A 23,551-nucleotide genomic window follows, 5' to 3' on the forward strand; every position below is an offset into this window, starting at 1 on the left:
ACTTTTTCTCAGAATAGCCTCTAAACATTCATGGTGCAAACCTCTAAAGACGGGTAAAACCACTAATTGCTAAAACCAATTTACAATTTACTTACTATTAGTATATAATAGTAGTAAATTAAAGTTCTAATTTAAATAATAATCTGTAAAGGCTAATTATTTTTACATTCATATAAAAAAACAATTTATAAGGGCAAAAATGGTTGAAAACTATAATAATATAATAGTAGGAGGACAAATATGAATTTATCATGTTGGAACGATTTGGACTTTGATGATTATTTCATTTTTAAAGATGATTATATTTTATCAAATGAAAATGTTAATATTATAAAGAAAGCATTAGTAACTATAGGCACAGCTCTTTTAATATTAGGCGGAATGCTTATTGTAAGTATGACTTCAGTTACTTTATATAAAACGTATACAGATGGAAAAGCGGTAGAATCAGCTTTGCAATTGGCTAAAAATGAAAATAGGCAAATAGATCTTTACACTTCAAATAAATATACAATGACTGTTAACGTTAATCATAGTAGTTCATTAAGTGTTGCTGGAGAATCATCATCAATTAATAGAATCACAGTTTATCCAAAAAATTATAAAGCTGAAAGAATTATTACTCCAAGCGGACAAATATTAATGCCTTATTCCTTACAAGAATAAATAAATTACATTTTAACCATTTTTGCATTATATACAAAACGAGATAAATTGAGCGTTTTATAAGTCACATAGATGAAATATACCATGTAAAAGCATCTAACTTAAGATTCTTTAAAAGAGAAAACGGCTAATATTGAAAAATTTCCAAACGCATAAGCATATGTTTCATATACAGTGCTTACAATTGGAGAACATTCTAATGGTGACAAAATAACAGAATTGGTATTAAAAGCAAGGAAATACAATGATAAAAAAACTCTACTAGAATACGCTCAGTCTTTAATGAAAGGAGAAATGAAAAAAGGCTTTTAGAAAGACAAACAATCGAGGGGTTAGAAGAACTTCATAAATAATGAAACAGTCTAGTTATTTACAATATAGCTTCTTAAGCAAGAATAATACAAAAATCAAGCATTAGAAGGATTGTAAAAAAACTATTGATTCACAATACGAAATTTTCCAAAACCTGTGCAACAGACCATTAACCTTAGGTGTCCAATCCACAAACAACCTAGCGGTTAACTGTCGACAGCTTTGTTTAAAAATTTTTGTATATCATCAATCTAAAACTGAATATTATTGAATATAAGTTTAATTTTGTCTTGACAAGGGTCACTTCATAGCAGGTGCTTTATGAAAAAAATTAAACATCAAACATTATTTATCAATGTTTTAATATTGTTTTTTACTTTTTTTATGGGATTTATTGGATCAATATTATTATTAAATAAAAGAATTACAGAAACAGTAAAATCATTGATAGATGGTACTATTACTGGAAAGCAGAGTGTTTCTTTATTTGGCCTAAATATAGTAAATTTTGAAAGCATAAAAAACAAAGAAATCTATGACATAAAAATTATAAAAACAGGCATTTATAATTATATTCCTTTTATTGTTGGGATTCTGTTTGTTCTTATTGTTATTTTACTAACTTTAATTTTTAAAAGATTGATTATAAAACTTAAAAAAAAAACCAATAATTAATTGTAAGTACCCATCTAATAACCCCTAGGCATTTTCCTGCTGTCTAGCTATAGCATATTCACTTGATTTACTAACTGTTTATTAACGTTCTTAATGTTAATTTATTAAATGGGGATGTCATGTGGGTACTCACATAATTAATTTGAATTTTTATTAAGTGATTATTCAGGAGAATTAGTATGAATGAAATTATTAACATTAATCATTTTACATTTAGTTATGATACTAAAATAATACTTAATGATATTAATATCCAAGTATTCGAAGGAGAAATTGTTGGATTGTTAGGAGAAAATGGTGCAGGTAAAACAACTTTATTAAATTGTATTTATGGTTTTTTGGGGGAACAAAAGGAAATAAAAATTTTATCCAGTACTCCATGTTTGGATAATGAGATTATCAAAAACAATGTTGGATTTATAGAAGATACACCTGTTTTATTAGATTATTTAACAGCCGATCAATACTTAAGGTTTATTTGTAAAATAGAGAATATTAGTATAGATAATGTACAGAATAAAATCGATGAGCTAATCCTTAAATTCAAATTAAAGGAAGAGTATACAAATAAACTATTAAAAGATTATTCTTTTGGTATGAAGAAAAAAATTCATTTTATAGGTAATTTAATTAAGGATAACAGTATATTACTAATTGATGAGCCAACTAATGGATTAGATATAACTGCAATTATTTATCTAAAACAAATAATCAAAAATCTAAGTCAAAAAAACAAAACAACAATATTAATTTCTAGTCATAATCTTGATTTTATTAATGCCGTATGTAATAGAGTACTGATATTTAATAATGGAAGGATAAACAAAGATTTATCTTTAAATGAAAATATTAATTTAGAGCAAGAGTTTTTGGATACAAAATTGAAAGGAGAGTAAATTTATGCAGCAAATGATTGAGTTAAATAAAATAAGATTTAAAACATTTTTTAACTATATAATTTATAATTTAATCAAAACTCCTAGTCTAATTTCAATTTTTTTTATTATACCAATGTTTCTCTATTTTACAGGCGAATTATTAGTCTCCAGTGAAATTGCACATTATTCTTTAAATCCAAATGTGTGTGAATTAATTAAATCGTACAATGTATTCTTGTTTCGTTTATTATATTATATCATCATCATTTCAGGACCTATATATTTTTTCATGAGCAAAATTAATATAAAAAGCTATTATAAATACTGTCATTATAAAATTTCATTTAAAGACATAAATAATGCAAACTATCATTTGTTTCTTCAATTATTAGATGTTTTTTTTCTTATAGTTTTTTTATTTATTCTTTCACACACTGAGTCCTCGTCATTTTCTATTTTAGTTTTTTTTTGTATGTTTTTTCCATCAGTCAACATATTAATACTAAGTCTATGCTATTTCTATCAACTTACTTTATCATTGCTTTTAAAATGTTTTAAAACTTACATAAATATAAGTGTTTTAGAATTACTTCTAGTTATAAGTTTCACTTATTTTTCAGTTTCTATCATTGAAGGGATATCTTTATCTACTGTCATAAACATACCTATTATATTTATTCTTTTTTCATTGATTTCTGTATTTTTTATTATTAAAGTTTTATATAAAACAATTTATTTAGAAGGATCAGTTACAATCTTCAATCAACGGAAATCGAGATCTAAAGTTATTAATTTTAAAGGTTCAATAAATATTTTGAAAAACTATTTCCTTTTACTTTTTAATATAAAAGAAATTTTTTTAGAATATATATTTTCGTTTTTAATTATTTTTATAATAGTAATTAGAACAGAATTAAAAAGTAGTCCAGAAATTATTTTTCAATTTATAGTTTTATTTTCTTTAATATCAAACGGAGTTATTTACTCATATAAAAGATGGTATTCTTTTCATCCCAAAAAAATTATCAATACTATATTAAAATTAGACACTGTTATTTTTACCATTACCAATATTTTAATTAGCACGACAATTTCTCTGATTGTTTTACATGAATTTAAATTTGACTATATTGCATTTAATTTCATGACTTACATATTATTGACTTTTATTCAAAAAAAGTTGAATTTAGAGTATGTAAACGACGGTAAGTCATCAGTCATATTTATTCTTTTATATGGTGTAATATCATTTGTTTCTTTTATTATTTTACAAAATGGGGTAAGTCTATGTATAAATTATCTAAAGGGATAAAAATATTGAACGAGAATGAAATTATCGATTCTAGGCTTGACATAAAATATAATGATAAAATATTATATAAACTTTTAATGAACATTAAGTTAAATAACTTATTGAATTTAGATAGTTATATAGAAGGTTTGAACATTTCTGAAAAAAACAAAAAATGTTTAAGATTATATTTTGATTTTTGCATAAAGAGAAAACTCATTAGCAAAACTAGCATCATTACAGATGGTATAATATGGAGAAATTCAAGAATAGCCATGGTTTTTGAATATTTTTTTCGCATGCTAATCTGGCTCATTCCAATCTTACCTTTTATTTATATAAATATCTACTACTGTAATCAAAAAATTAGTTTTCTTATTAATTTATATACAATCTATCTTTTCTCAATTACAATACATGAAATAGGACACGCTCTATCCTATTTTCTATTTCAAAAAGATATAAATGGATATTTTAATATTAATCATATTACAACTTCATTCAATTACAGTGAATCTAAACTTAGCCCGCCACAAAGAATCGCAGTTGCTATTAGTGGTTTTTTTGCTTCTATGATTTTTTTACTTTTTGCTCATATTAAAGTTAACGTTAATTGTTATATAATTTTAATTAACATCATATATCAATGCTTTTCATTTATTCTTGGAACAGATGCAGCTATAGTATTAAATGCTTTAAAAAAATAACTGAATATTACGTATGGGAAAGCCCTTCTAATACGATAAAATAAGTCCAGTTGATACGATGGCGAAGTCCATTGAATTAGTATTCCATGGTGGCAGAGCCACCCAATCCATGAAAATAGAGCCACCGAATCCATTTGGACAGAGCCACGCAATCCATTACTGATTCATAAATAAATGGTAAAAATAATTCTTCTTGCAAAGCAAATCTTCAAATGATCCATGTTCTACGAGTTTGACATGTGATAAAGCCAATATATCATCAAATTCCTGTAGCATTTTCTTATGTATCTTATGTGTTACATAAATTATGGTTTTATCAGTCTATTCTATGAATATTACATCAAGTCTTGACAGTATTAATACTATCAAGACTTGATGTAATCTCATCACACAACGATAAATTATGACAATGTAGTTTTGCTCTTGCGATAGATATTCTTTGGATTTGTCCTACTGATAAATTGCCTGCATCTTCAGAAACAAATTGATTCAAATCTAAATCTGAAATATTCGCAAATTCCATCGCACTTGTCAAATCTTCTTCAGAAGAATTTTCTCCTAAACACAAATTTTCTCGAATAGTTCCTGAAAATAAATGTTCTTCCTGCCGGATGATTATCGGTTCTTTATCAAATGAAATGATTCTTCCTTTTTGAATTGAATAATAACCCAAAATCAATTTTAATAAAGTCGACTTTCCTAATCCACTGTCACCAACAATCGCATATTTTTCCCTTTATCAAGTTGGAAAGAAAAAACCTTGAATAGTTTTATTCAACTCTTCTTTTTTTAAATCTGTGTACAAATCATAAATATCATATACACGATCCATTATTAGATTTCTATCCAAATCAAAATTAAATGTTTGCCCACATATTTCTGTAAACAAAGCAATCTTCTCATTTGTTGGTTTATTCTTACCAGTTTCAAATCGTGAAATTGTTGTTTCGCTCACATCCATATTCTGTGCAACTTTTTTTAGGAATCTTTTTCTCCTATCACTACTCATTTTACATTTCATTCAATTCGCAATATTTAATTAAGATAACATAGTCTATTTAGATTATTTGGTAATATATGCTTATTATTTTTCATATCATCTTCAATCGATGTACTTTGAAAATCATACTTTTATTTAGGATTAGCAAACACCACTCCACCATATATAGATCTTAATTGATCTAACGTATATGATTTTGTTTGCCAATCTTTTTTTGCATCTTGAAATGTATTTGTAACACCATCAAGATTCCCTTCTTGAACAGTTATGGTATTATCTTTTACTGCAATGACTATACCAACATGATTATGTCCAATAGCAGAGAATACTGCACCAGCTTTTGGTGAAGAAGATCGTTCAAATTTATCTGGATGTGCTGCCACCAATTTCTTCACACAACTGCTTCCATCACCGCTAAAGCCAGAATCATAACCATATAATTCATAAAATCTTCACCAAGTAAACCATGTACATTGCCCATATAATCCAGCCTGTGCATAAGGATTCCTTGTCACCCAGGCTTCTAGATTATTAAAATTAGGATTTGTGCCTCCTCTAAAAGTAATCCCTACATATCTCATAACGTGATCAACATAAGAAGGATCACCATATCCTGCTGAAACAGAGATCTGTACTAATAAATTATAAATAATTCGGGTAGAGAATAAAAATATTATATTAATAAAATAAATATTGAAAAATGAATAAGTACATGATATATAATATGTAAGTGGTTTCAGAAAATAAGGAGGTGCTTACATATGTTCTATCATTTATTTCAGAACAGAGATAAAAAATATATTTACGATGTTAATAGTAATTTGGTTTCTTATATATCGGATGAACTCTTCACAGATTTGCAAAAACAACATTCGTGTAATGAGCTATGTGAAAAAGAATACGAAATATTATTAGAAAAAGGATTTTTTAAAGATTATCAATTTAAACAACTCTACAATCCTCTTTCAAAGCGAATCGACTATTTGAATGATAGAAATTTATCTTTCTTTATTTTCCAGGTGACTCAAGGTTGTAATTTACGTTGTGCATACTGTCCTTATTCTCAATCTAATGAAAAGATAAGGCATCATAAGAACGTAAATATGACTTGGGAAGTTGCTAAAAAAGGTTTAGATTTTTATTTTCAACATTCAGTAGATTCTAATTTTATTGGAATTGGTTTCTATGGAGGAGAACCGTTACTTAATTTTGAATTGGTAAATCGTATTGTAGATTATTCAAATAGATTATTTGAGGGTAAAGATATTCATTACTCAATAACAACAAATGGCACTTTGTTAACAGATGAAATTATTTCTTTTATGGAAAAAAACAATTTTCAATTGTTAATAAGTTTAGATGGTGATAAAGATTCCACGGATAAAAATAGACATTTTGCAGGTAATGATTTGAGTGTTTTTGATGTAGTTTTGAAAAAGATTAAAATGATTCAAGAAAAACATAAATTACTGTTCAAAAAAATGACAATAAATATGGTGTTGGATCCATCTTTAAACATGGAAGTCTATGAAAAACTATTGGATAAATATCCTTTTTTAGAGAATACAAATCTATATACTGTAAAAATTGATGATTCTTATTCGGACAAGAAAAATATAATAAGTAATGATTTTATAAATTCATACAATTACAAGATATTTCTGTGCTTGTTAGAAACAATTGATAATTTTCATTTTGAAAAAGAAACAAAATTATTTGAGTCACAAAAAAAGTTGTTAAAAGATGAATTTAATAATGGAACTAGAAATAAAGTTGCAGAATATATTGAAAAGGATTTTATTACTTCAGGAATGTGTTTACCAGGTATGACAAAAACATTTGTTTCTGTAAATGGTGATTTTTATCCTTGTGAAAGAGTTAATGAAAAATTAAAAGATATGATTATTGGAAATGTAAAAGATGGATATAATTTAAAGAATATTAACAATTTAATGCATTTTAATAGAAAATTTGGGAACAGATGCATAAATTGTTTTGCTGTTCGTGAGTGTAATTTATGTCCAGAACAGTTTGGTGTAAGTGGTCTAGAAGAGAATGAAGAAAGCTTACAAGTATGCAGAGTGCAACGGGAAAATTTCGTTCAGGCATTAAAAGATAGAATGTCATATAATGAAATACTTTCGTTAATCGATGGAGGAAAGATATATGGCAATTAAAACTACATTGTTTTTCCCTTTTAATGATTATTCATTTTCACTAATTGACTATGTAAAAAAGATAAATGGTGATTTTGTTGTTGCAAGTTGTAAAGGTACTGGACTTATTGGAAGAGACGTTGCTTATTCGGTTAACATGCCAGATATAGGAGTAAATGTGCTAGATATTGCAGATGTTAGTTGGGATCAAATTACAGATTTTGTAATTCTTAATCCTGGTGATAATTTGGCTTTGTATAAGCAAATAAAAAAAGTATACATTTTAGCAAAGGAGAATAAGATAACTATTCACGATTTAACTGGTTATTTTGATACTAAAATAAAGCAAAAAAAAGATAATGAATCTTTTAGTCCTCGTCCAATTAGTCCAATTGAAAAACCAATTATTTATATTTCAGGAATATTTGACTCTATACATAACAGTTTGATTAGTTTGAATTTAAAATTTTATTTAAAAGAAGCAGGATATAATTCAAAAATAATGACTTATAATAAAAATTTAAAATATTCTAATGATATTATTTTTGATTCATCTTTTTTGGAAAAACCAGAAAAGCTTTATTTTACCCAATATAAATTGTATGAGCAAATTAAAAGATTGGATGACGATATGAATGTCGATTTAATTATTGTTCAAGTACCCGGTGGTTTTTCGCAACTCAATAATTATGTATTTAATGATTTTGGGATTTATTTTGCTTTTCTTAACAATTTAATTCGACCTGATTATTTAATAGTGTCTTTACCTTATGATTTTATTGATAGAGATATGGTAAAAGAAATTGAAGATGTTTCAGAGTCAAAATATAATAAGAAAATTGATGCTTTTGTAGTTAATAATGGTTATTGGCGATTCGGAGAAGGAACGACTTTATCTAGTCAACCTAAAGATACATATCTTCCGTTTAGTCTTTTAGATTCAATTAAAGAAGACGATATGTATACTATAAATTATTCTGAACTGGTAGATAGTATTATTAATGTTTTAGGAGAATATGATGATAGATAATTTACAAATATATGGTAAAGTTAAAGGACTTATTAAAGCATATTATGGAATTGAAGAAAATATTATTGATAACAATTATAAAGTATCATTATTTTTAAAACCGTTTGAATTTAGCCCTATAGAGTTGGTAAAGTTATATATTTTGATTAAGCAATCATTTAATATGGACTTTATTGAAGAGGATTTTCTAAATTATAATTTTTTGAGTATTGATTCTATCGTTGTTATGATAAAAAGAAAGTTGGATGAGAAAGATGAAAAATGTAGTTGAGGTGAAGAATGTAGTTAAGAGTTTCAAAGATAAAATTGTATTAAATCATGTTTCTTTTAGTATGAAACCTGGTGAAATAGTTGGCTTTGTTGGACAAAACGGTGCAGGGAAAAGCACACTAATGAAATGTATGTGTAATTTGATAAATATGGACGAAGGAACTATTTCTATTTGTGGAGAAGATGTAGTTAAACAAAGGGAAAAAGCATTATCATATGTTTCGTGTATGATTGAAGGTCCTGGATTATTTGAAAATATGACAGGTAAAGAAAATCTAGAATTAATGGCCACTTTAAATCATGCTTCAAAAGAAAAGCTACATGAAATGATGGTGTTTACTCAGATTGGTTCTCAGCTGAAAACTAAGGCAGTATCCCAATATTCCATGGGCATGAAACAAAGAACAGGTTTAGCTGTGGCTTTAATGAAAGAACCCAAAGTATTGTTACTAGATGAACCAATGAATGGACTGGATGCTACAGGGATTCAAGGCTTACGCGAAGAATTGATACGTTTGGCCAAGGAAAAGAATGTAGCTTTACTAATTTCAAGTCATCAGTTAGGTGAAATTGAAAAGATGGCAGATCGAATCATAGGTATCCATTTTGGGAAAATCAAAGAGATTTCCATGGAAGAAAAAGAAAATGTATATGTATTAGAAACGGATAGAAAAATACCAGATCAATCAGACTTGCAAATCATAGAACAAACAGGAAACACCTATAAATTAGAAGTAAATTCTGTTATGGAAGTACTCTCAAATTTAGAAAAGCAAGGGGTTCAAGTGAAGAATATTACTCAAATACACAAAACATTAGAAGATGTCTACAATGAGTTTATTCAAGAGGCATCATTATGATGTACGAACTTAAAAAGTTTATCTTTAATAAACGAAATGTCGGTGTATTTGGATTTCTAGTATTCTTTCTCGTTTGTTTTATTGGTTATAACGTATATATGGATAAGCATTATAATGAATCTCAAATCAAAATCTACCAAAAGGCCTATCGAATTTCTGAAAACAGAATGGATGAAGCAGGAAGTGAAGAAGAGTCTGAATTTTGGAAAAAGGTTTATCGCAATGCGAGCGGTCTGATCCACTTTTACTACAACAGTGAAAATAAAACAGATGAATTTATAGAATCAAAATTGAGCTGGAATCATTTGATGTTACAGGCAAATAATGAGGGGTATATCATCAATGATTTTGAGAAAAGAGATGTTCAAACTTTGCAGAATGAAACAAAGCAGTTGAAATATCTAAAGAAGAATCATATTAAAATGTTGAATAGTCCATATGAACCTAATACTTTTAATATATTCAATGAACTGTTTAATCAAAAATTGTATTTGGTTGTCATGTTGATCCTATGCATATTATTATGCGATATATTCGGTTTGGAAATGGAAAGTGGGTTTTATAAAAACTTATATGTTTCAAGAATTTCAAAGCAAAAAATACTGTTGAATAAGATAAAGTTTTCATTGTTTGCAGCTATTGTTTTGATAATGGCGATGTTTTTGATTATCGTTCTTTCTGGATTGATTTTTGGAATTGGAAATTGTGATTATCCGTACTTTTACCTTGATCAGATGTATACAGTGAAAGAGATTGTTGCGAAAAGTATTATTCTATTAGTTGTAGAAAATATATTTGTGGTAGGTATATCTGCATTGTTATTTACATTCAGTTTAAATAATGGATTTATTGTAGCTGTAAATCTAATTCTATATGCACTTTGCTTTGTCTTAGGAAATGTAACAGGCTATTCTAGATTCTTTGTGTATATTCCATTTTTACATATTGATTTTGTGAACCTGATTATCCATAAGCAGGTTGTCCTGGCTGCTATTATAAGCTTGATGTATTTTCTGTCTTGTAGTTTGATTTCATTACAATGTTTCAAAAAAAGAGAGTTGGTGAGATAAATGTGGACTTATGTGCTTTTCAATATCAAATCTAATTTAAAAAGAAAAGAAAATCTGATTCTAGTCGTACTATTCATCATTTGTGAGATTGCTTTGTTGTTTATTTTGAATACAAAATCATTTACGGAAAGTCCATATCAAACATCACTAGGCATTAGTATAGCAAGTGTTTCACAAAAGAATGATCCCAAACTTTACCAAGAATTTATGGATGAAGTAAATTTGATACGTCAGGCCATTTATAAGGGTGAGCAGGATGGAAAAGAAAAAAATTGGAAGTCATATTGTGAATATAAAGTAAAGGTGAGTGTGTTGGAAGCACAGTGGTATATGGTGACTTCAAGCATGCCTAATGATTCCTATTTTGAACATGCAGATGTTCTAGAAGAATTAAGGAAGGAATATGGATTACCTGATTTGTCGCAATACGAGAAATTAATTGTACAAAAATCAAATGATATTAATTTATATTTTTGTTCAATGCAGCAGGCTCGTTACTTTGACTACTTGCTAAAACATGATCTTACTCCAATAACATATTCATATGTGGACGCATCCAGTGCTTCACTACAAATAGCTCGATATATATTACCTGTAGTTTTACCTTTGCTGGTTGGACTTCTATTGTTTCAACAAAGAGAAAGACGAGCAAAGACAGAAAAAACAATTCTAACTATTTCTGGAGTAAAGAAAAAATATGTGAGATGGAATTTGATTTCTGACGTGCTTTTTGTTCTATTGGTTGTTTTCATGCCTATTTTAGTTTATATGATAGTTCTTGTACCTTTTAAAGGTGTATCGAATCTGATCTATCCGGTTTTATATTATAAGCCTGGATTTACTGGTTTTCATTATTGGGATACACAAGGATTGGATCATATTGTGCTTGTGGCAAGTGGACTAACGAATATGAGTGTCAATCAGTTTACAACGCCAGGAATGGAATTGATGCCATTGTGGCAATGTACACTATTTGTAGCATTTGGACTTGTGCTATCTACAATATTTTATGTCCTACTCATAACTGTATTATCTAAACTTATGAAAAACAAATACTTATCTTTGCTTGTATTTTTAGTTGTCTTGGGTCTTTGTTCTTTGGCATCGCCATTAGGAAACATGCAGAAGATCAATACATTCAATCCAATGTCATACAGAGATTTTGGAATGAACCTATTAGGTACTAGTTATTTTGGATATTTTGCAGGAATTGTAATTATTGGACTATATAGTGTGATTTTGTATTTAGTTTTGAAGTGGTGTGCTAAGAAAGTGCACGCTTGACATATCATGGAAAATAGAAAGGAGACAGCAAGATGATCAAGTTAAAGAAAACTGTAATCGGAAAAAGTACATTGTCTAGTGTTCAACCTAGAGCTTGCGCATGCCGAAACGTTTGCACAGGTGATGCAACTACAACACCTGGTCAATGGATTAGAAAAGATCAAAATGAGTATATGCGTAATACGGCCAGTGCTGCTGGTGCAGTAACACCAAGATAACATTAAGTTATAAGCAGTTATTCACGGTGAATAACTGCTTACTTGATTGGATAGAATGGATGGAATATATATGAAAAAAATAAAAGTCTTTTACAAAAATGTATTTTATGCAATCAAGTATATATATAAAATAGACAAATCTTATATTTTTCTTGAATTTTTAAATGTCATTTTAACTGCTTTTTCATCAATATTTTCTGTTTATTCATTAAAAGTATTATTGGATGTTTTTGTGCAAAAAAAAATAAATGTATTAACTATTATGTTGTTTATAATCTTTACAATTTCTATAATTGTTGATTATTTGCAAAATAAAATTGAAAAGCAATCGATAGAACTTAAAAAGATAATTATGTCAGAACGCACAAACTTTGATTTATATAATTCAATTTTAAATAAAAATGTTTTAATTTTTGAAGATAAGGAATATTACGATAAGATATATTTGAATATGACACAAGGTTTATCTAATATATTATCTTTACAAAATAACTTGGGTAAATTATTGACCCAAATTTTATCAATTATTGGAATTGGGTCTATTGTCATACAATATGATTTTCGGATTATAGTATTAGTCCTTATTGTTGTTTTATTTAGTGTAATGTTGAACTTTTACCAAGCAAAATTAGATTTCAAAAAAAATATAGATAGCATATATCCATCGCGAATATTTGATTATACTACAAGAACTGTATATCTAAAGCAATATTCAAAAGAATTAAGAAAATTTAAAATATTTGAAGTAATTAAAGCAATGTATAAAAAGTCTGTTGATGATATATATCATATTAATGAGAAATATGCAAAAAAAAGTATTCAAGTAACCATGATGCAAGATATACTGGAATTTATTCTTCAATTTTGTACAATTATTATTTTATTCTTTAAATATATTGTCAATGAAATTTTGATAAGTGATTTTTTAGTTTTATATAATAGCACCATGGATTTATGTTTATATATAAAATCAATATTTAATATTATTCCAGATTTTTACCAAAATTCTTTATATATTTCGGAATTTAAAGAAATCATTGAATCAAAAAAATCAGAATCAGATAATGATTGTCTAAATAATTATCCTTTTTTGTTAGATTCGCTAAAGTTAGAGAACATTTCTTTTTCTTTCAAAAACAGAAGAATTATAGATAATTTTAATTATGAATTTCAAAATAATAAGATATATTTGATACAAGGGAAAAATGGAGCAGGAAAATCTACACTATTAAACATTATATGTGGCTTGTACAAGACAGCTTGTGGTGATATTTATATAAATGGTGTAATAAAAGCTGAACAAAAATGGCTAAAAGAAAATGTAAATGTAATGTTTCAAGATGGTCAACTTTATGCATTACCGTTAATTTATAATATTATCATGCGTCCAATTCAAAATAAGGATGCAGATGAGAAACTTGTATGGGATTTATTAGATAAAGTTGGAATAGCTTCAAAAATACAAAAACTTCCATTGACTATATACACCCCTATTTCTAATGAATTGGATGATTATGGTACATCATTTTCTGGAGGAGAAACGCAAAAAATATTACTTGCACGATCTTTAGCTAATACTAAATTGATCAATATCTATGATGAGGTTTCAAATGCATTGGATGTAGAGTCAAAGAAGGATGCTGTAAAATTAATTAGAAAATACAATAAAAATACAATAACTATCGTCGTATCTCATGATAATGAATGGAATGATTATGTAGATCAGATAGTTAAATTATGAGAAATCTAAAGACGGATTATAAGGATTATCAAATGAAATCATAAATAGTGTATTGCTGCGCTCTAAACAGCAGCCAAAGAATCTATATGTAAAATAGAAAAGATCCATTTGGCAATGACATTGTATCATTTCAAATTGGATCTTTTAATATGGGCTCTATTTGACGCTTACCTCTTCGTGGATTTAGTGGCTCTGAGCAATGGATTGCATGGCTCTGTCCAAATGGATTCGGTGGTTCTATTTTCATGGATTGGGTGGCTCCGCCACCATGGAATACTCAATTTAGGATTAAATAGTTTCTGTTTTTGTAATTATTAATTATATTTTTAGTAAATTCTATAAATTGATATTCCATAATCATATTCTCCTTCACACACTGAAAAAAACTTCATTTTTTTAAAATATAAATCTTATTATCTTCTTGATAAAAAAGTTCGTTATTTCTCATTTTTAACAATATAACAATAAAAAAATATATATCACTTACCGACATTGCTAAGCTTGAAAAGCCAAAAAAAATAAGAAAAGTCATAAGAATCAAATTTTTTATAATGAATGATAAAAAAATAGGAATAATTGCCAAGACAAGCGTCGGAGATATTAACATTATTAGAGTTCTACACTTGCTCATCCTCGCATCACTTTCAACAGATATTATCGGTTGTAAGTTCTTCATTTTGAATATTATTTTTTTTCTACTTTTTTTCGGATATGATAGCAAATGTATATATTCATGTATAATACTAAAAGGAAAAACAGAAATAAGCACAGCTCCAAATGCAGAAAAAAACAAGCCTATATCATTAATATAAAATCTTTTAATCTTTAAAAAAAATACCAATAGTAGCAATGTACATAACACAATGATCAACATACTAATATTTTCTGTTTTTTTGTTTATTTTAAGTATTTTAAAATTTCTATTATCACAAAACTTTTCTACCATACACATAAATCCTCTCTACTCATCTATACGAATTTGGAGCAGCGATTCGAATAGACGTGGGAATACATCCAATTAACTAGCACTGCTCTGGACTAGTAGTAAAATATGAAATAGACACTAATGATACCAAAACAGTCGTAATGATAATGTTAGAAATAGAACATCTGGGTTCTGGATTTCCATCATTACCACCAACAATTGATAATTCATTCAATTCTTCAACGCTAACTTTTCTCTTTGTATTCTATTCTATTCCATGTTTTTTTTCCTTGTTTTCATCATGAACCTATTCCCTAGTACTATTATACAATTCTATGAGTATTTAATCTATCTAAAGACATAAATTATGTCGCAATTTCGCAGATTTGTAAACGTTCACCTTTTTTCGATTACATGTGTAAAATATATCTTTAATTAGTTTATCAAAATGGAACCATTGTAAGACAAATTCATGATTATATTACTATCAATAGGTCTTCCAATAAGTCTTCAAGAAAAGGTTATTAATGTTTACCTAAAATATGAAAAAATTCATCAAACAGTTTAAACATCTCTGCTCCCTAGTTAATAATCCTTTAAACACTCATAGGGTTTTCAACCCTACAATTTTTGAAGCCAACTTTTAGTCGACCCTATCTAATTGCGGATTACCCTTATTTTCTACTTAAACCAAAGTTACGAAAGAGTATCACCGCAACAAGTGATACTCTTTTATTGAGAAATTTAAATTTATACAAAAGAATCAATAATAATTGGATTAATGTGCATCAGGAAAATCATTTTTGAATTTGCCACCATAATGATTGTTCTTATAGTTTCTAATATATAGTAATAAAACCATTATCACTAAAACAATTCCACAGATGGCATACATTGTAGTTGGATTTAAATTATAGAATAAATAACAGATTACTGTCCCAACAATAATTAATAATCCAATAATCACAAGGAATGCATCCACATATTTTTTCATTTTTTACACCCTCTTTCTTATTATAAATAATATTATCGAATTTTAATGGTTGCACCACTATACCAATAACCTCCACCTACTAAACAAGAATATGGATCATTTACAGAAGAACGATAGTTAATACTATGTGTTAAGCTAGAACCACTAATATTGTGCCATTGTGAATTAATAGAAACAGTCCATAATGTAGGCACATATGTAATTGCGGCATTTAAACTAACATTTGAAATTTTCCCGTTATTATATGTATATGCACCCGTTACAGTGACTTTAGCACTTGATACACAACTACCACCTTGATCTTGAATGCGAATACTATATGACTTATTTACATTTATTCTTGATGCAGCGCGGTTTACATCAGATAAAGCAGAAATTTCAGATCCATATAATGGTTCAATCGTTGAGTTATCTTCTAGTAGAATAACTTCACCTTTGTCTGGAATAGGATACATAGTTCCTGCTTCACAGGCGCGTTGTTGAGAATGAACAGGCACATCAATTTCTTTAGCACTCAACATATTTGTGTTAAAAAATACTGACAAAACCATACTAAACACAAGAATCGATAATCGTTTAATTTTTCTATTCATAAGTAAATACACCTCCTAATTTTAACATTAAACAATTGAAATTAAACTCGTCTAAAAACTGCACGTGCGATTTTCCCACATACAGTTCCACTGCTACATTTAAACATTTTTTAATAAATATGGCTTCTTCATCACAATCCATATATCTACATGGATATATGGGTGAATGATTCTTTCCTGCCAAATTTCAAAGAACCTTTCCAATTTAAAACTTTTTTGAACATTTCTACAAATCAGGCTAAATCATTTTTTCATTTCCGACTGATTTTTTAATCCACAATGTAGTAACCCTTCCATGTCTTACTATTGAAATGAGTAAACCCAGAAAATCAAATGTTTCTCTTGTGACACAACATCTTTCAAACTGGAGATTAGTGTACTTTTATGGGAAAGTTATGATTTAAAAAATCCCATTCTTTTAAATACAACTTCATACACTCTTTGTGTATCTCTTTCATATTGAAATATTATCAGGAAAATCATCAACATACTTTACCAAGTATGCTTATCCCTTTTTCAAAGATAGCGCTATCTCTAACTCAAATATAATATAAAACCCATGAAAATACAATATAAATATTCATATCTGCTATATTTTTTTATATTCGTTATATTTAATTATATTCGAATTGAAAAAATAAATATTTATTCATATAATATAAGAGAAGATATACACAAAAAAATTTAAATGGAGGAACGCACATGAAATATATACAATTTACTAAGAAGGAAAATGAGGTCATGGATATCTTATGGAAGCATGATATTGCAATGTCTGCAAACGATATTAAATTAGCTTCCAAAGATTTGAGTATCAATACGATTCAGCAAACGTTACAAAAATTATTGGAGATTAAATATATCAAAGTAGCAGGAATTGGACAGAACAAGAAGGCAATCACAAGATTATATAGACCAGTTATATCCGAAGCTCAATATGTGAATTCATTTATTGGCGAAGATACACGTGCAAAAATTTCAGCTTATTTTGTTGAACACACAAATGATTTAGAAATGATTGAACAATTAAAGAAATTGATTCAAGAAAAAGAGAAAGAGTTAAAATAATGCGATTTTCTGCATCATCTCTTTTCATTACTTTGTGCATCAGTTTTTTATTGATTCTTCTTTTAGACATATTACTTTCATACAAGAAAAGTTATAAATTATTTCGGACAGATTTTATAACAGTGTTAGTTGTTGTTGTCGTAGTAAGAATGTTTGTGCCACTTGAATTCAAATTTACTAAAACCATTATAGTGCCCACAATCATGAATCCAATCATTGTACTGTTACAATATAAGATCTATGCAAATGTGCAAGTATATCAATTCTTATTATTGGTTTGGGCATTAGGCATTATATGGAACCTGATTAAATGGATTCGCGCAATTCAAATTGCCAAAGACATGTACAAACGTATTGAAAATCATTCAGAACATTATCATATAAGCGATTTTATAGATGACTATCAAGAAGAAAATTATGTGGTGTTAAAAACAAACTATGTTTCTTCCCCGATGGTCATGGGCTTTAATAAAACTATATTGATACCAGACGTATACCTTTCACAAGAAAATTTAAAAAATATATTACTTCATGAAACATGGCACATTAAAAATCATGATGTGTGCACTAAACAAATTATCAATCTATTAGTTATCATGTATTGGTGGTTTATTCCAGTATATAGATTAAGAGATAAAATTGATTTATTTTTGGAAATGCGTGTAGACTATCAAACAACAAGTCCATTTTCTAAAGAGGAAGTAATGAAATATATGTATACACTTATAGAAATCCAAAAAAACATTCAAAGTAAAAATGAATTCAAGGGACAATCTACACATTTCATGATTCAAGATAATGCACATGTATTAGAATACCGTATAAATTATTTAATTGATGGAATGTATCGAAAAAAAACGAGCAAAATTCTAATGATTGTCGTATTAACTCTTCCATTACTTACAAACAGCATTATTTTGGAGTCTGCATTTGAACCTCCAAACAATGAAGATATGTATGATCAATCAGATATAGATAAGGGATATATTATTAAACATAAAGATGGAACATATGAATTAGTATTTGGCAAAAAGCGAGTTGAAATATCAAATCCAAAAATTGAATGTTTTAAGGATATTCCGATTATAGAGGAGTAAATAATTTATGAAAAAAATAATGATTATGTTAGTGTTGATCGCATCTATGAATATAGTAACACCTGTTTTAGCAAATGAAACTGAAGTCACTGCAAATATTGATGTTACTATGCCATACAAAGATCAGCTAGTCTGGAAATACAAATTTATAAACGGAAAATTGTATAGAAGATTATGGAATCAAACATTGAATAAATGGGTTGGAGACCATTGGATTCCTTGTTAATAAATTTAAAATAGTCTTTTAATATCTTTGTATAAACGGGAATTGACATAAGTTTACTGCTTATGTATATATTCAAATTGGTATCCCTCTCCGTCTTTAAACAACGGAGTCTTGGATACCTTTTTATTTTTTAATCATATGCATTCAATCCATCACATTTCAAATTATAACTTACTCTGATTGGTAAATGAATCGGATAGTCGAAATCCAACTCACACTAAATTAACTGCAAAATTTTATCAAAAAATTTTAAAAAAAAGATAAAAACCATAGGATTTTATGCATTTTCTTGAATTATTGCACCTTTATATAAAGCAGAAACAACAATATAATCCACTCTAAACAAAAGCGCTTTTCAATTCCGACTGAGACCACCATTTGTCAAAGATTGCACCTAGCATTTGCCAGGTGCTTTTTTTATACCTTATTTCCCACTTAAACCAAAGTTACGAAAGAGTATCACCGCAACAAGTGATACTCTTTTATTGAATATATAAAGAATATATAAAATTGGATAGGGATAAATCTACCTTTAAAAGTCACAGGGATTTTTGCTTTTAGAAAGCAATAACCTTAAAACACTCATAGTATTTTAAACCCTACAACTTTTAATCTAGCTGGTATCTAATTGCGGATTACCATTTTAACTATAACCATTCAAATCTATCACACGATCACATTCTTCAGCTAATTGTATATCATGTGTAACCATTATAATTGTACATCCTTCTTTTTTAAATTCTTTGAGTAATTTTATAACAATTTGTTTATTTTCTTCATCTAGTGATCCGGTTGGCTCATCAGCTAAAATCAATTCACATGGCTTAACTAATAATCTAGCAAGGGCTATACGTTGTTGTTCTCCCCCAGAACATTCATATATGTATTTTTTTGAATATCCATTTAAGCCAACTTTTTTTAACGCGTCTTCAATGTACTTATTTACGGTCTTATTATTTTTTTCATTTATCGCCATCTGTAGATTTTCGTATACAGTTTTATTTTCGATTAATGCAAAATTCTGGAACAAATATCCTATTTTTGATTTTAAGAGTAAAGTGGCTTTCTTTGAAAATGGCTTAATTCCTTTTTCTCCAAACAAAATGATTTCTCCTGAATCTGGACTATCTAATAAGCCAATCATATTTAACAATGTTGATTTACCACACCCGGATTTTCCAATTATTGCAACAAACTCATTTTCATATATGGTACAAGAAAATGAATCAAAGATTACTTTCTCTTTAAATTTCTTTTGAATCGAATCTAATTCTACAATTTTCTTCATAACTATCTGGCTCCTTTCAATGAATCTACACATTCAGCATATTCTTTTTTCTTTAACGTGAAAATGGTAAATATCAAATCTATTCCAAGTATTAAAAAGCCAATTTCAAAAGATTCTAATATTCTTTTAGAATATAATGCATAGAAAATAATCACCGATAGATAAAGAGATATATTTATACTTAAGTATAATGAATATCTTTCGTAGAAAGATTTCCCTAAAAGATATTGAATAGACAAATAGTATCTTTTTTCAAACAAGAAAATGACAATCGCTTGAAGTTGGTAAACAAATAAAATTATGCTTATTAAAACGATTAGTATAGTTAATGAAATCAATTCATATGTTTTTTTGTTCTTGACCTGTGCAAAATAAGAATCACTTAAATAAAAATTTACTTTTTTGTCCATATTGTTCTGAATTAAAAATCTTTTAAAATTTGAAACACTTTTTTTTGTATCGATTGGGATAAAATAATTATCAGATGAAATTCTTGCATTTTCCATCCAATTATGGTCTATAAAAATTACCGGATTTATTTTTTCTAAATCTTTCGTATTTTCTACATAAGGCATATGTCTTACAAACCTAAGATTTGGTTCGATTCGAATTACCTTACAATCTTCATAATTTGAATAATAGCTTATCTGATCTTGATTGAATGAATAATTTTCAGGTATCAGTAAAATAGATTCTTCTATCTGATTAAAATCTAAAGGATTTCCAAATTCATCGCGAATCGTATAATCTTTTAAATAATTATTATTTACAACTATATATGGTATTTCATTTGAAACAGGTATTTCTAAATCACTGTCCATATGATTTTTTAAGAAGTCAATTTGTTTGTTTATATCGAAATCCTCATATATTCCATTATGTTCCTGCATATAATAATACAGTTTATTAACAAGTTCAGATGAATAAAATAAGTCCTCATTTAAAGACATAGATATGCCGTTTGTTATAATTTTATTCGACATTTGACTTTCATTCAAATTCAAAATATAGAGATAGTGTATTGATTCTATCCAATCCGCGCAGTTTGTTAAGAATACAGGAAATAAAACAAAAATCAGAATTCCTTTCAAGACCAATGATAGAACTGTTTTATTTTCTTGAGTACCATTTTGTTTTATATACTTCACTGATTTGACGGTTATCGTTGAAATTAACAAAATAATTCCTATCATAATTAAACTGAAAAGTAGCTTAATTCCCTCATTGATTAGATAGTATAAGAATAAAGAGGCACATGGTCTATAAGGGCCAACAAATAATGCGAATAAAATAATTTCTAAGAAAAGAAATAGACCATATAAGATTGCGATATGTTTTGTATATAGTGATATAAAAATTTTCTTGTTTGAATTTCCTAGCATTTTACGTATCACTATTTCTTTTCTATCTTTCAGAAAAATAAAAGCGAAAATCAATGCAGTCCCTAATATTGCATTCAAAAAAACCATATTCAAAAATTTTTCCTCTTGCATAGAGTAAGGAACAATTTCAACATCTGAGATACCTTGTCCTTGGCTATTTTCAGGGATAAATTCTTTAAAATAATCTTTCATTTGACTTGTAGAAGTTTTATTTGAATTTGAAATAGAGTAAAGTGTAATAATTTCAGAACCTGGAGTGTGATTCAACAAATCATTTAAAGTGTGAAATTCATATATGTCATTATAATCTCCGTAATAGCCTCGATTTAAATAGTCAATATAATTGAACGCATTCTTATCATTTATATTTGTAGAATAATAATTCTTTGAATCCTTTTTGAAATCAATTTGTTTTTGATCATTCCGTATATATAGGGATTTCAAATCCTGTGGATCAGCAGAATAAATATAGATTAAATTCTTTTTTATAAACCCCTCAGTATTTTCATAAACTTCTATAATTCCTGTACTGTTTGTCTCTTCACAATATTCATGAATTGTTGAAACTAAATCTTCATTAAATTGTAGGTTTAATCCTGTTACTTTTTTATTAGTTGTTTGTCCAATTGAAGTGGCAAAAGAATCCATTCTGTTTATCTGATCAGAAGAAAAGGATGAGAATCCGGAATAAAAAATATATACACTTAGGATAGCAACAAGCAAGTATGATAATTTTTTCATAATTCATCTCAACTTTCTAAAAAAGAGTCCCTTATTGATAAGGGACTCTTTTGATTATCTAGTTCTTAATCCTGAAGAGGCAATATGTGAGTGCGAATAAGCTGTTTTTGGATTCCAATTTACACTGAATTCAGTACTAAATTTACCGTTTTGCCCAGATGCCATTATCGAACCATTATAAATAATAGAACCGCCTATATAATTATTAGTATTGTATGCTTTTCCAAATAGCCAATAACTTCCAATTGAATCCAAACACGAAGTTTCAGCAGTTCCGTATTGTAAACTGATTTTGCTATTGTGAGAAATATTTTTAGAATCCGCTAATATTGAAAATGGGAAAGCAAGTGCGATTATAGAAAGCATGATTATAGAAAGTCTCTGTAGTTTTTTCATTTTCTCCTCCTGTTATTCTTTCTTTAGTTTGTATTACATAATCAATAGACAAAAATTCACCATTAAGTTCTTATTTAAGTATCTTCTGCTTATTTTGATGATTAAATTAGTTGATTCTGATTCTATTATGTTTTCTATACTTTACCTATATCTGGCACGCTATAACGATAATAAACTCAGAAGATACGATATATTTTGAGACTGAAAAATATATCTACTGATTTTATATCAATCGTAATAATCTTTATAAAACCAAGCCTACTTCTTAACACTGGTAAGCAGTGGAATTTTAATACCAATTTTTTGGACCAATGACTACATTCTGAGATAAACTATTCCTCATATAAATCTTTCGTTTTATACAAGCAGTACAGTTTTATAGTCATAAATTAGTTGATACACAAATAAGCTACAATCATAAAAAATATTAATACATAAAATTTTATTGCTTTCTGCTCAATAATCTATATTCTTTTAAATTATTATGAGAATGCTAGATAACGTTATCTTTACATTAATTTTCACATAGATATGCTAATAATGTCAAGATAAAAAGCATTAAAATGAATCATTTTTGGGAGTTTAACATTCCAATAGTAAAATAGTCAAACGTTGTTTAGATAAGGCTTTTTTTACGTTTTTGATTTTAGATAGTTGAGTACGAAGTGCAAAACAACAAAAGC

24 protein-coding genes are annotated in these 23,551 nt (G+C 27.6%); 15 read left to right on the forward strand and 9 right to left on the reverse strand.

What is annotated here, in order from left to right:
* Positions 1-240 precede the first annotated feature (240 nt).
* The 4 genes from NE544_RS06175 to NE544_RS06190 all read left to right on the forward strand — a co-directional run bounded on the left by NE544_RS06175 (position 241) and on the right by NE544_RS06190 (position 4,529).
* Entirely contained in the window at positions 241-666 is a 426-nt protein-coding gene (locus NE544_RS06175; RefSeq protein WP_256268712.1) for a hypothetical protein, read from the forward strand.
* Between the two features lie 633 nt (positions 667-1,299).
* Entirely contained in the window at positions 1,300-1,653 is a 354-nt protein-coding gene (locus NE544_RS06180; RefSeq protein WP_256268713.1) for a hypothetical protein, read from the forward strand.
* A 179-nt stretch (positions 1,654-1,832) separates the two neighbouring features.
* Complete coding sequence (locus NE544_RS06185) at positions 1,833-2,549, forward strand: ABC transporter ATP-binding protein (protein WP_256268714.1); 717 nt, start codon at positions 1,833-1,835, stop codon at positions 2,547-2,549.
* 1,269 nt (positions 2,550-3,818) lie between these two features.
* Positions 3,819-4,529 (forward strand): hypothetical protein, encoded by a 711-nt coding sequence (locus tag NE544_RS06190; RefSeq protein ID WP_256268715.1) that lies wholly within the window; start codon positions 3,819-3,821, stop codon positions 4,527-4,529.
* A 340-nt stretch (positions 4,530-4,869) separates the two neighbouring features.
* Here the strand turns inward: NE544_RS06190 and NE544_RS06195 are convergent, their stop codons facing one another.
* From NE544_RS06195 to NE544_RS06205, 3 genes are all read right to left on the reverse strand, one after another.
* Positions 4,870-5,250: an ATP-binding cassette domain-containing protein gene (locus NE544_RS06195; RefSeq protein WP_256268749.1), complete on the reverse strand. Its 381-nt coding sequence runs from the start codon at positions 5,248-5,250 to the stop codon at positions 4,870-4,872.
* An 18-nt stretch (positions 5,251-5,268) separates the two neighbouring features.
* Entirely contained in the window at positions 5,269-5,538 is a 270-nt protein-coding gene (locus tag NE544_RS06200; RefSeq protein ID WP_256268716.1) for a helix-turn-helix transcriptional regulator, read from the reverse strand.
* A 122-nt stretch (positions 5,539-5,660) separates the two neighbouring features.
* Positions 5,661-5,924, reverse strand: a complete 264-nt coding sequence (locus tag NE544_RS06205; RefSeq protein ID WP_256268717.1) for a CHAP domain-containing protein — start codon at positions 5,922-5,924, stop codon at positions 5,661-5,663.
* 366 nt (positions 5,925-6,290) lie between these two features.
* Between NE544_RS06205 and NE544_RS06210 the strand changes: the two genes are divergently transcribed.
* The 8 genes from NE544_RS06210 (at position 6,291) to NE544_RS06245 (ending at position 14,158) form a co-directional block, all read left to right on the forward strand.
* Positions 6,291-7,706, forward strand: coding sequence for a radical SAM protein (locus NE544_RS06210; protein ID WP_256268718.1), 1,416 nt, complete (start codon positions 6,291-6,293; stop codon positions 7,704-7,706).
* A complete protein-coding gene (locus tag NE544_RS06215; RefSeq protein WP_256268719.1) occupies positions 7,696-8,715 on the forward strand; it encodes a hypothetical protein in 1,020 nt (339 codons plus the stop codon). The genes NE544_RS06210 and NE544_RS06215 overlap by 11 nt, the downstream gene beginning before the upstream one ends.
* Positions 8,705-8,986, forward strand: a complete 282-nt coding sequence (locus NE544_RS06220) for a hypothetical protein (RefSeq protein ID WP_256268720.1) — start codon at positions 8,705-8,707, stop codon at positions 8,984-8,986. Before NE544_RS06215 ends, NE544_RS06220 begins: the two co-directional genes overlap by 11 nt.
* On the forward strand, positions 8,970-9,845 hold the full coding sequence (locus NE544_RS06225) for an ABC transporter ATP-binding protein (RefSeq protein WP_256268721.1): 876 nt from the start codon (positions 8,970-8,972) through the stop codon (positions 9,843-9,845). Before NE544_RS06220 ends, NE544_RS06225 begins: the two co-directional genes overlap by 17 nt.
* Positions 9,842-10,915, forward strand: a complete 1,074-nt coding sequence (locus tag NE544_RS06230; RefSeq protein ID WP_256268722.1) for a hypothetical protein — start codon at positions 9,842-9,844, stop codon at positions 10,913-10,915. The genes NE544_RS06225 and NE544_RS06230 overlap by 4 nt, the downstream gene beginning before the upstream one ends.
* A complete protein-coding gene (locus NE544_RS06235) occupies positions 10,916-12,199 on the forward strand; it encodes a hypothetical protein (RefSeq protein WP_256268723.1) in 1,284 nt (427 codons plus the stop codon).
* 32 nt (positions 12,200-12,231) lie between these two features.
* On the forward strand, positions 12,232-12,417 hold the full coding sequence (locus tag NE544_RS06240; protein WP_256268724.1) for a hypothetical protein: 186 nt from the start codon (positions 12,232-12,234) through the stop codon (positions 12,415-12,417).
* A gap of 70 nt (positions 12,418-12,487) precedes the next feature.
* Positions 12,488-14,158, forward strand: coding sequence for an ABC transporter ATP-binding protein (locus NE544_RS06245; protein ID WP_256268725.1), 1,671 nt, complete (start codon positions 12,488-12,490; stop codon positions 14,156-14,158).
* A 388-nt stretch (positions 14,159-14,546) separates the two neighbouring features.
* Here the strand turns inward: NE544_RS06245 and NE544_RS06250 are convergent, their stop codons facing one another.
* The 3 genes from NE544_RS06250 to NE544_RS06260 form a co-directional block, all read right to left on the reverse strand.
* The gene (locus NE544_RS06250; RefSeq protein WP_256268726.1) at positions 14,547-15,104 is read right to left on the reverse strand and encodes a DUF3267 domain-containing protein; all 558 of its coding nucleotides are present in this window, start codon (positions 15,102-15,104) and stop codon (positions 14,547-14,549) included.
* A gap of 757 nt (positions 15,105-15,861) precedes the next feature.
* Positions 15,862-16,077: a hypothetical protein gene (locus NE544_RS06255; protein WP_256268727.1), complete on the reverse strand. Its 216-nt coding sequence runs from the start codon at positions 16,075-16,077 to the stop codon at positions 15,862-15,864.
* Positions 16,078-16,109: 32 nt separating this feature from the next.
* Positions 16,110-16,670 (reverse strand): hypothetical protein, encoded by a 561-nt coding sequence (locus NE544_RS06260; protein WP_256268728.1) that lies wholly within the window; start codon positions 16,668-16,670, stop codon positions 16,110-16,112.
* A gap of 702 nt (positions 16,671-17,372) precedes the next feature.
* Between NE544_RS06260 and NE544_RS06265 the strand changes: the two genes are divergently transcribed.
* The 3 genes from NE544_RS06265 to NE544_RS06275 are packed head-to-tail and all read left to right on the forward strand — an operon-like array spanning position 17,373 to position 19,061.
* A complete protein-coding gene (locus tag NE544_RS06265) occupies positions 17,373-17,738 on the forward strand; it encodes a BlaI/MecI/CopY family transcriptional regulator (RefSeq protein ID WP_256268729.1) in 366 nt (121 codons plus the stop codon).
* Positions 17,738-18,835 (forward strand): M56 family metallopeptidase, encoded by a 1,098-nt coding sequence (locus NE544_RS06270; RefSeq protein WP_256268730.1) that lies wholly within the window; start codon positions 17,738-17,740, stop codon positions 18,833-18,835. Before NE544_RS06265 ends, NE544_RS06270 begins: the two co-directional genes overlap by 1 nt.
* Positions 18,836-18,842: 7 nt before the next feature.
* Entirely contained in the window at positions 18,843-19,061 is a 219-nt protein-coding gene (locus NE544_RS06275; protein ID WP_117924904.1) for a hypothetical protein, read from the forward strand.
* Positions 19,062-19,704: 643 nt separating this feature from the next.
* On the opposite strand, the gene NE544_RS06280 is transcribed toward NE544_RS06275, so the two are convergent.
* The 3 genes from NE544_RS06280 to NE544_RS06290 are packed head-to-tail and all read right to left on the reverse strand — an operon-like array spanning position 19,705 to position 22,868.
* Entirely contained in the window at positions 19,705-20,349 is a 645-nt protein-coding gene (locus NE544_RS06280) for a putative bacteriocin export ABC transporter (protein WP_256268731.1), read from the reverse strand.
* Between the two features lie 2 nt (positions 20,350-20,351).
* Positions 20,352-22,472, reverse strand: coding sequence for a hypothetical protein (locus NE544_RS06285; RefSeq protein ID WP_256268732.1), 2,121 nt, complete (start codon positions 22,470-22,472; stop codon positions 20,352-20,354).
* A gap of 54 nt (positions 22,473-22,526) precedes the next feature.
* A complete protein-coding gene (locus NE544_RS06290) occupies positions 22,527-22,868 on the reverse strand; it encodes a hypothetical protein (RefSeq protein WP_256268733.1) in 342 nt (113 codons plus the stop codon).
* Between the last annotated feature and the right edge of the window lie 683 nt (positions 22,869-23,551).

The sequence above is a fragment of the Holdemanella sp. MSK.7.32 genome, assembly GCF_024460475.1.
In the GTDB taxonomy this organism is placed as follows: domain Bacteria; phylum Bacillota_I; class Bacilli_A; order Erysipelotrichales; family Erysipelotrichaceae; genus Holdemanella.

What these genes read in the sequence shown, in the direction of transcription:
- NE544_RS06175 (WP_256268712.1), top strand. Translation starts at nt 241, where the DNA reads ATGAATTTATCATGTTGGAACGATTTGGACTTTGATGATTATTTCATT.
- NE544_RS06180 (WP_256268713.1), top strand. Translation starts at nt 1,300, where the DNA reads ATGAAAAAAATTAAACATCAAACATTATTTATCAATGTTTTAATATTG.
- NE544_RS06185 (WP_256268714.1), top strand. Translation starts at nt 1,833, where the DNA reads ATGAATGAAATTATTAACATTAATCATTTTACATTTAGTTATGATACT.
- NE544_RS06190 (WP_256268715.1), top strand. Translation starts at nt 3,819, where the DNA reads ATGTATAAATTATCTAAAGGGATAAAAATATTGAACGAGAATGAAATT.
- NE544_RS06200 (WP_256268716.1), bottom strand. Translation starts at nt 5,538, where the DNA reads ATGAGTAGTGATAGGAGAAAAAGATTCCTAAAAAAAGTTGCACAGAAT.
- NE544_RS06210 (WP_256268718.1), top strand. Translation starts at nt 6,291, where the DNA reads ATGTTCTATCATTTATTTCAGAACAGAGATAAAAAATATATTTACGAT.
- NE544_RS06215 (WP_256268719.1), top strand. Translation starts at nt 7,696, where the DNA reads ATGGCAATTAAAACTACATTGTTTTTCCCTTTTAATGATTATTCATTT.
- NE544_RS06220 (WP_256268720.1), top strand. Translation starts at nt 8,705, where the DNA reads ATGATAGATAATTTACAAATATATGGTAAAGTTAAAGGACTTATTAAA.
- NE544_RS06225 (WP_256268721.1), top strand. Translation starts at nt 8,970, where the DNA reads ATGAAAAATGTAGTTGAGGTGAAGAATGTAGTTAAGAGTTTCAAAGAT.
- NE544_RS06230 (WP_256268722.1), top strand. Translation starts at nt 9,842, where the DNA reads ATGATGTACGAACTTAAAAAGTTTATCTTTAATAAACGAAATGTCGGT.
- NE544_RS06235 (WP_256268723.1), top strand. Translation starts at nt 10,916, where the DNA reads ATGTGGACTTATGTGCTTTTCAATATCAAATCTAATTTAAAAAGAAAA.
- NE544_RS06240 (WP_256268724.1), top strand. Translation starts at nt 12,232, where the DNA reads ATGATCAAGTTAAAGAAAACTGTAATCGGAAAAAGTACATTGTCTAGT.
- NE544_RS06245 (WP_256268725.1), top strand. Translation starts at nt 12,488, where the DNA reads ATGAAAAAAATAAAAGTCTTTTACAAAAATGTATTTTATGCAATCAAG.
- NE544_RS06250 (WP_256268726.1), bottom strand. Translation starts at nt 15,104, where the DNA reads ATGGTAGAAAAGTTTTGTGATAATAGAAATTTTAAAATACTTAAAATA.
- NE544_RS06255 (WP_256268727.1), bottom strand. Translation starts at nt 16,077, where the DNA reads ATGAAAAAATATGTGGATGCATTCCTTGTGATTATTGGATTATTAATT.
- NE544_RS06260 (WP_256268728.1), bottom strand. Translation starts at nt 16,670, where the DNA reads ATGAATAGAAAAATTAAACGATTATCGATTCTTGTGTTTAGTATGGTT.
- NE544_RS06265 (WP_256268729.1), top strand. Translation starts at nt 17,373, where the DNA reads ATGAAATATATACAATTTACTAAGAAGGAAAATGAGGTCATGGATATC.
- NE544_RS06270 (WP_256268730.1), top strand. Translation starts at nt 17,738, where the DNA reads ATGCGATTTTCTGCATCATCTCTTTTCATTACTTTGTGCATCAGTTTT.
- NE544_RS06275 (WP_117924904.1), top strand. Translation starts at nt 18,843, where the DNA reads ATGAAAAAAATAATGATTATGTTAGTGTTGATCGCATCTATGAATATA.
- NE544_RS06280 (WP_256268731.1), bottom strand. Translation starts at nt 20,349, where the DNA reads ATGAAGAAAATTGTAGAATTAGATTCGATTCAAAAGAAATTTAAAGAG.
- NE544_RS06285 (WP_256268732.1), bottom strand. Translation starts at nt 22,472, where the DNA reads ATGAAAAAATTATCATACTTGCTTGTTGCTATCCTAAGTGTATATATT.
- NE544_RS06290 (WP_256268733.1), bottom strand. Translation starts at nt 22,868, where the DNA reads ATGAAAAAACTACAGAGACTTTCTATAATCATGCTTTCTATAATCGCA.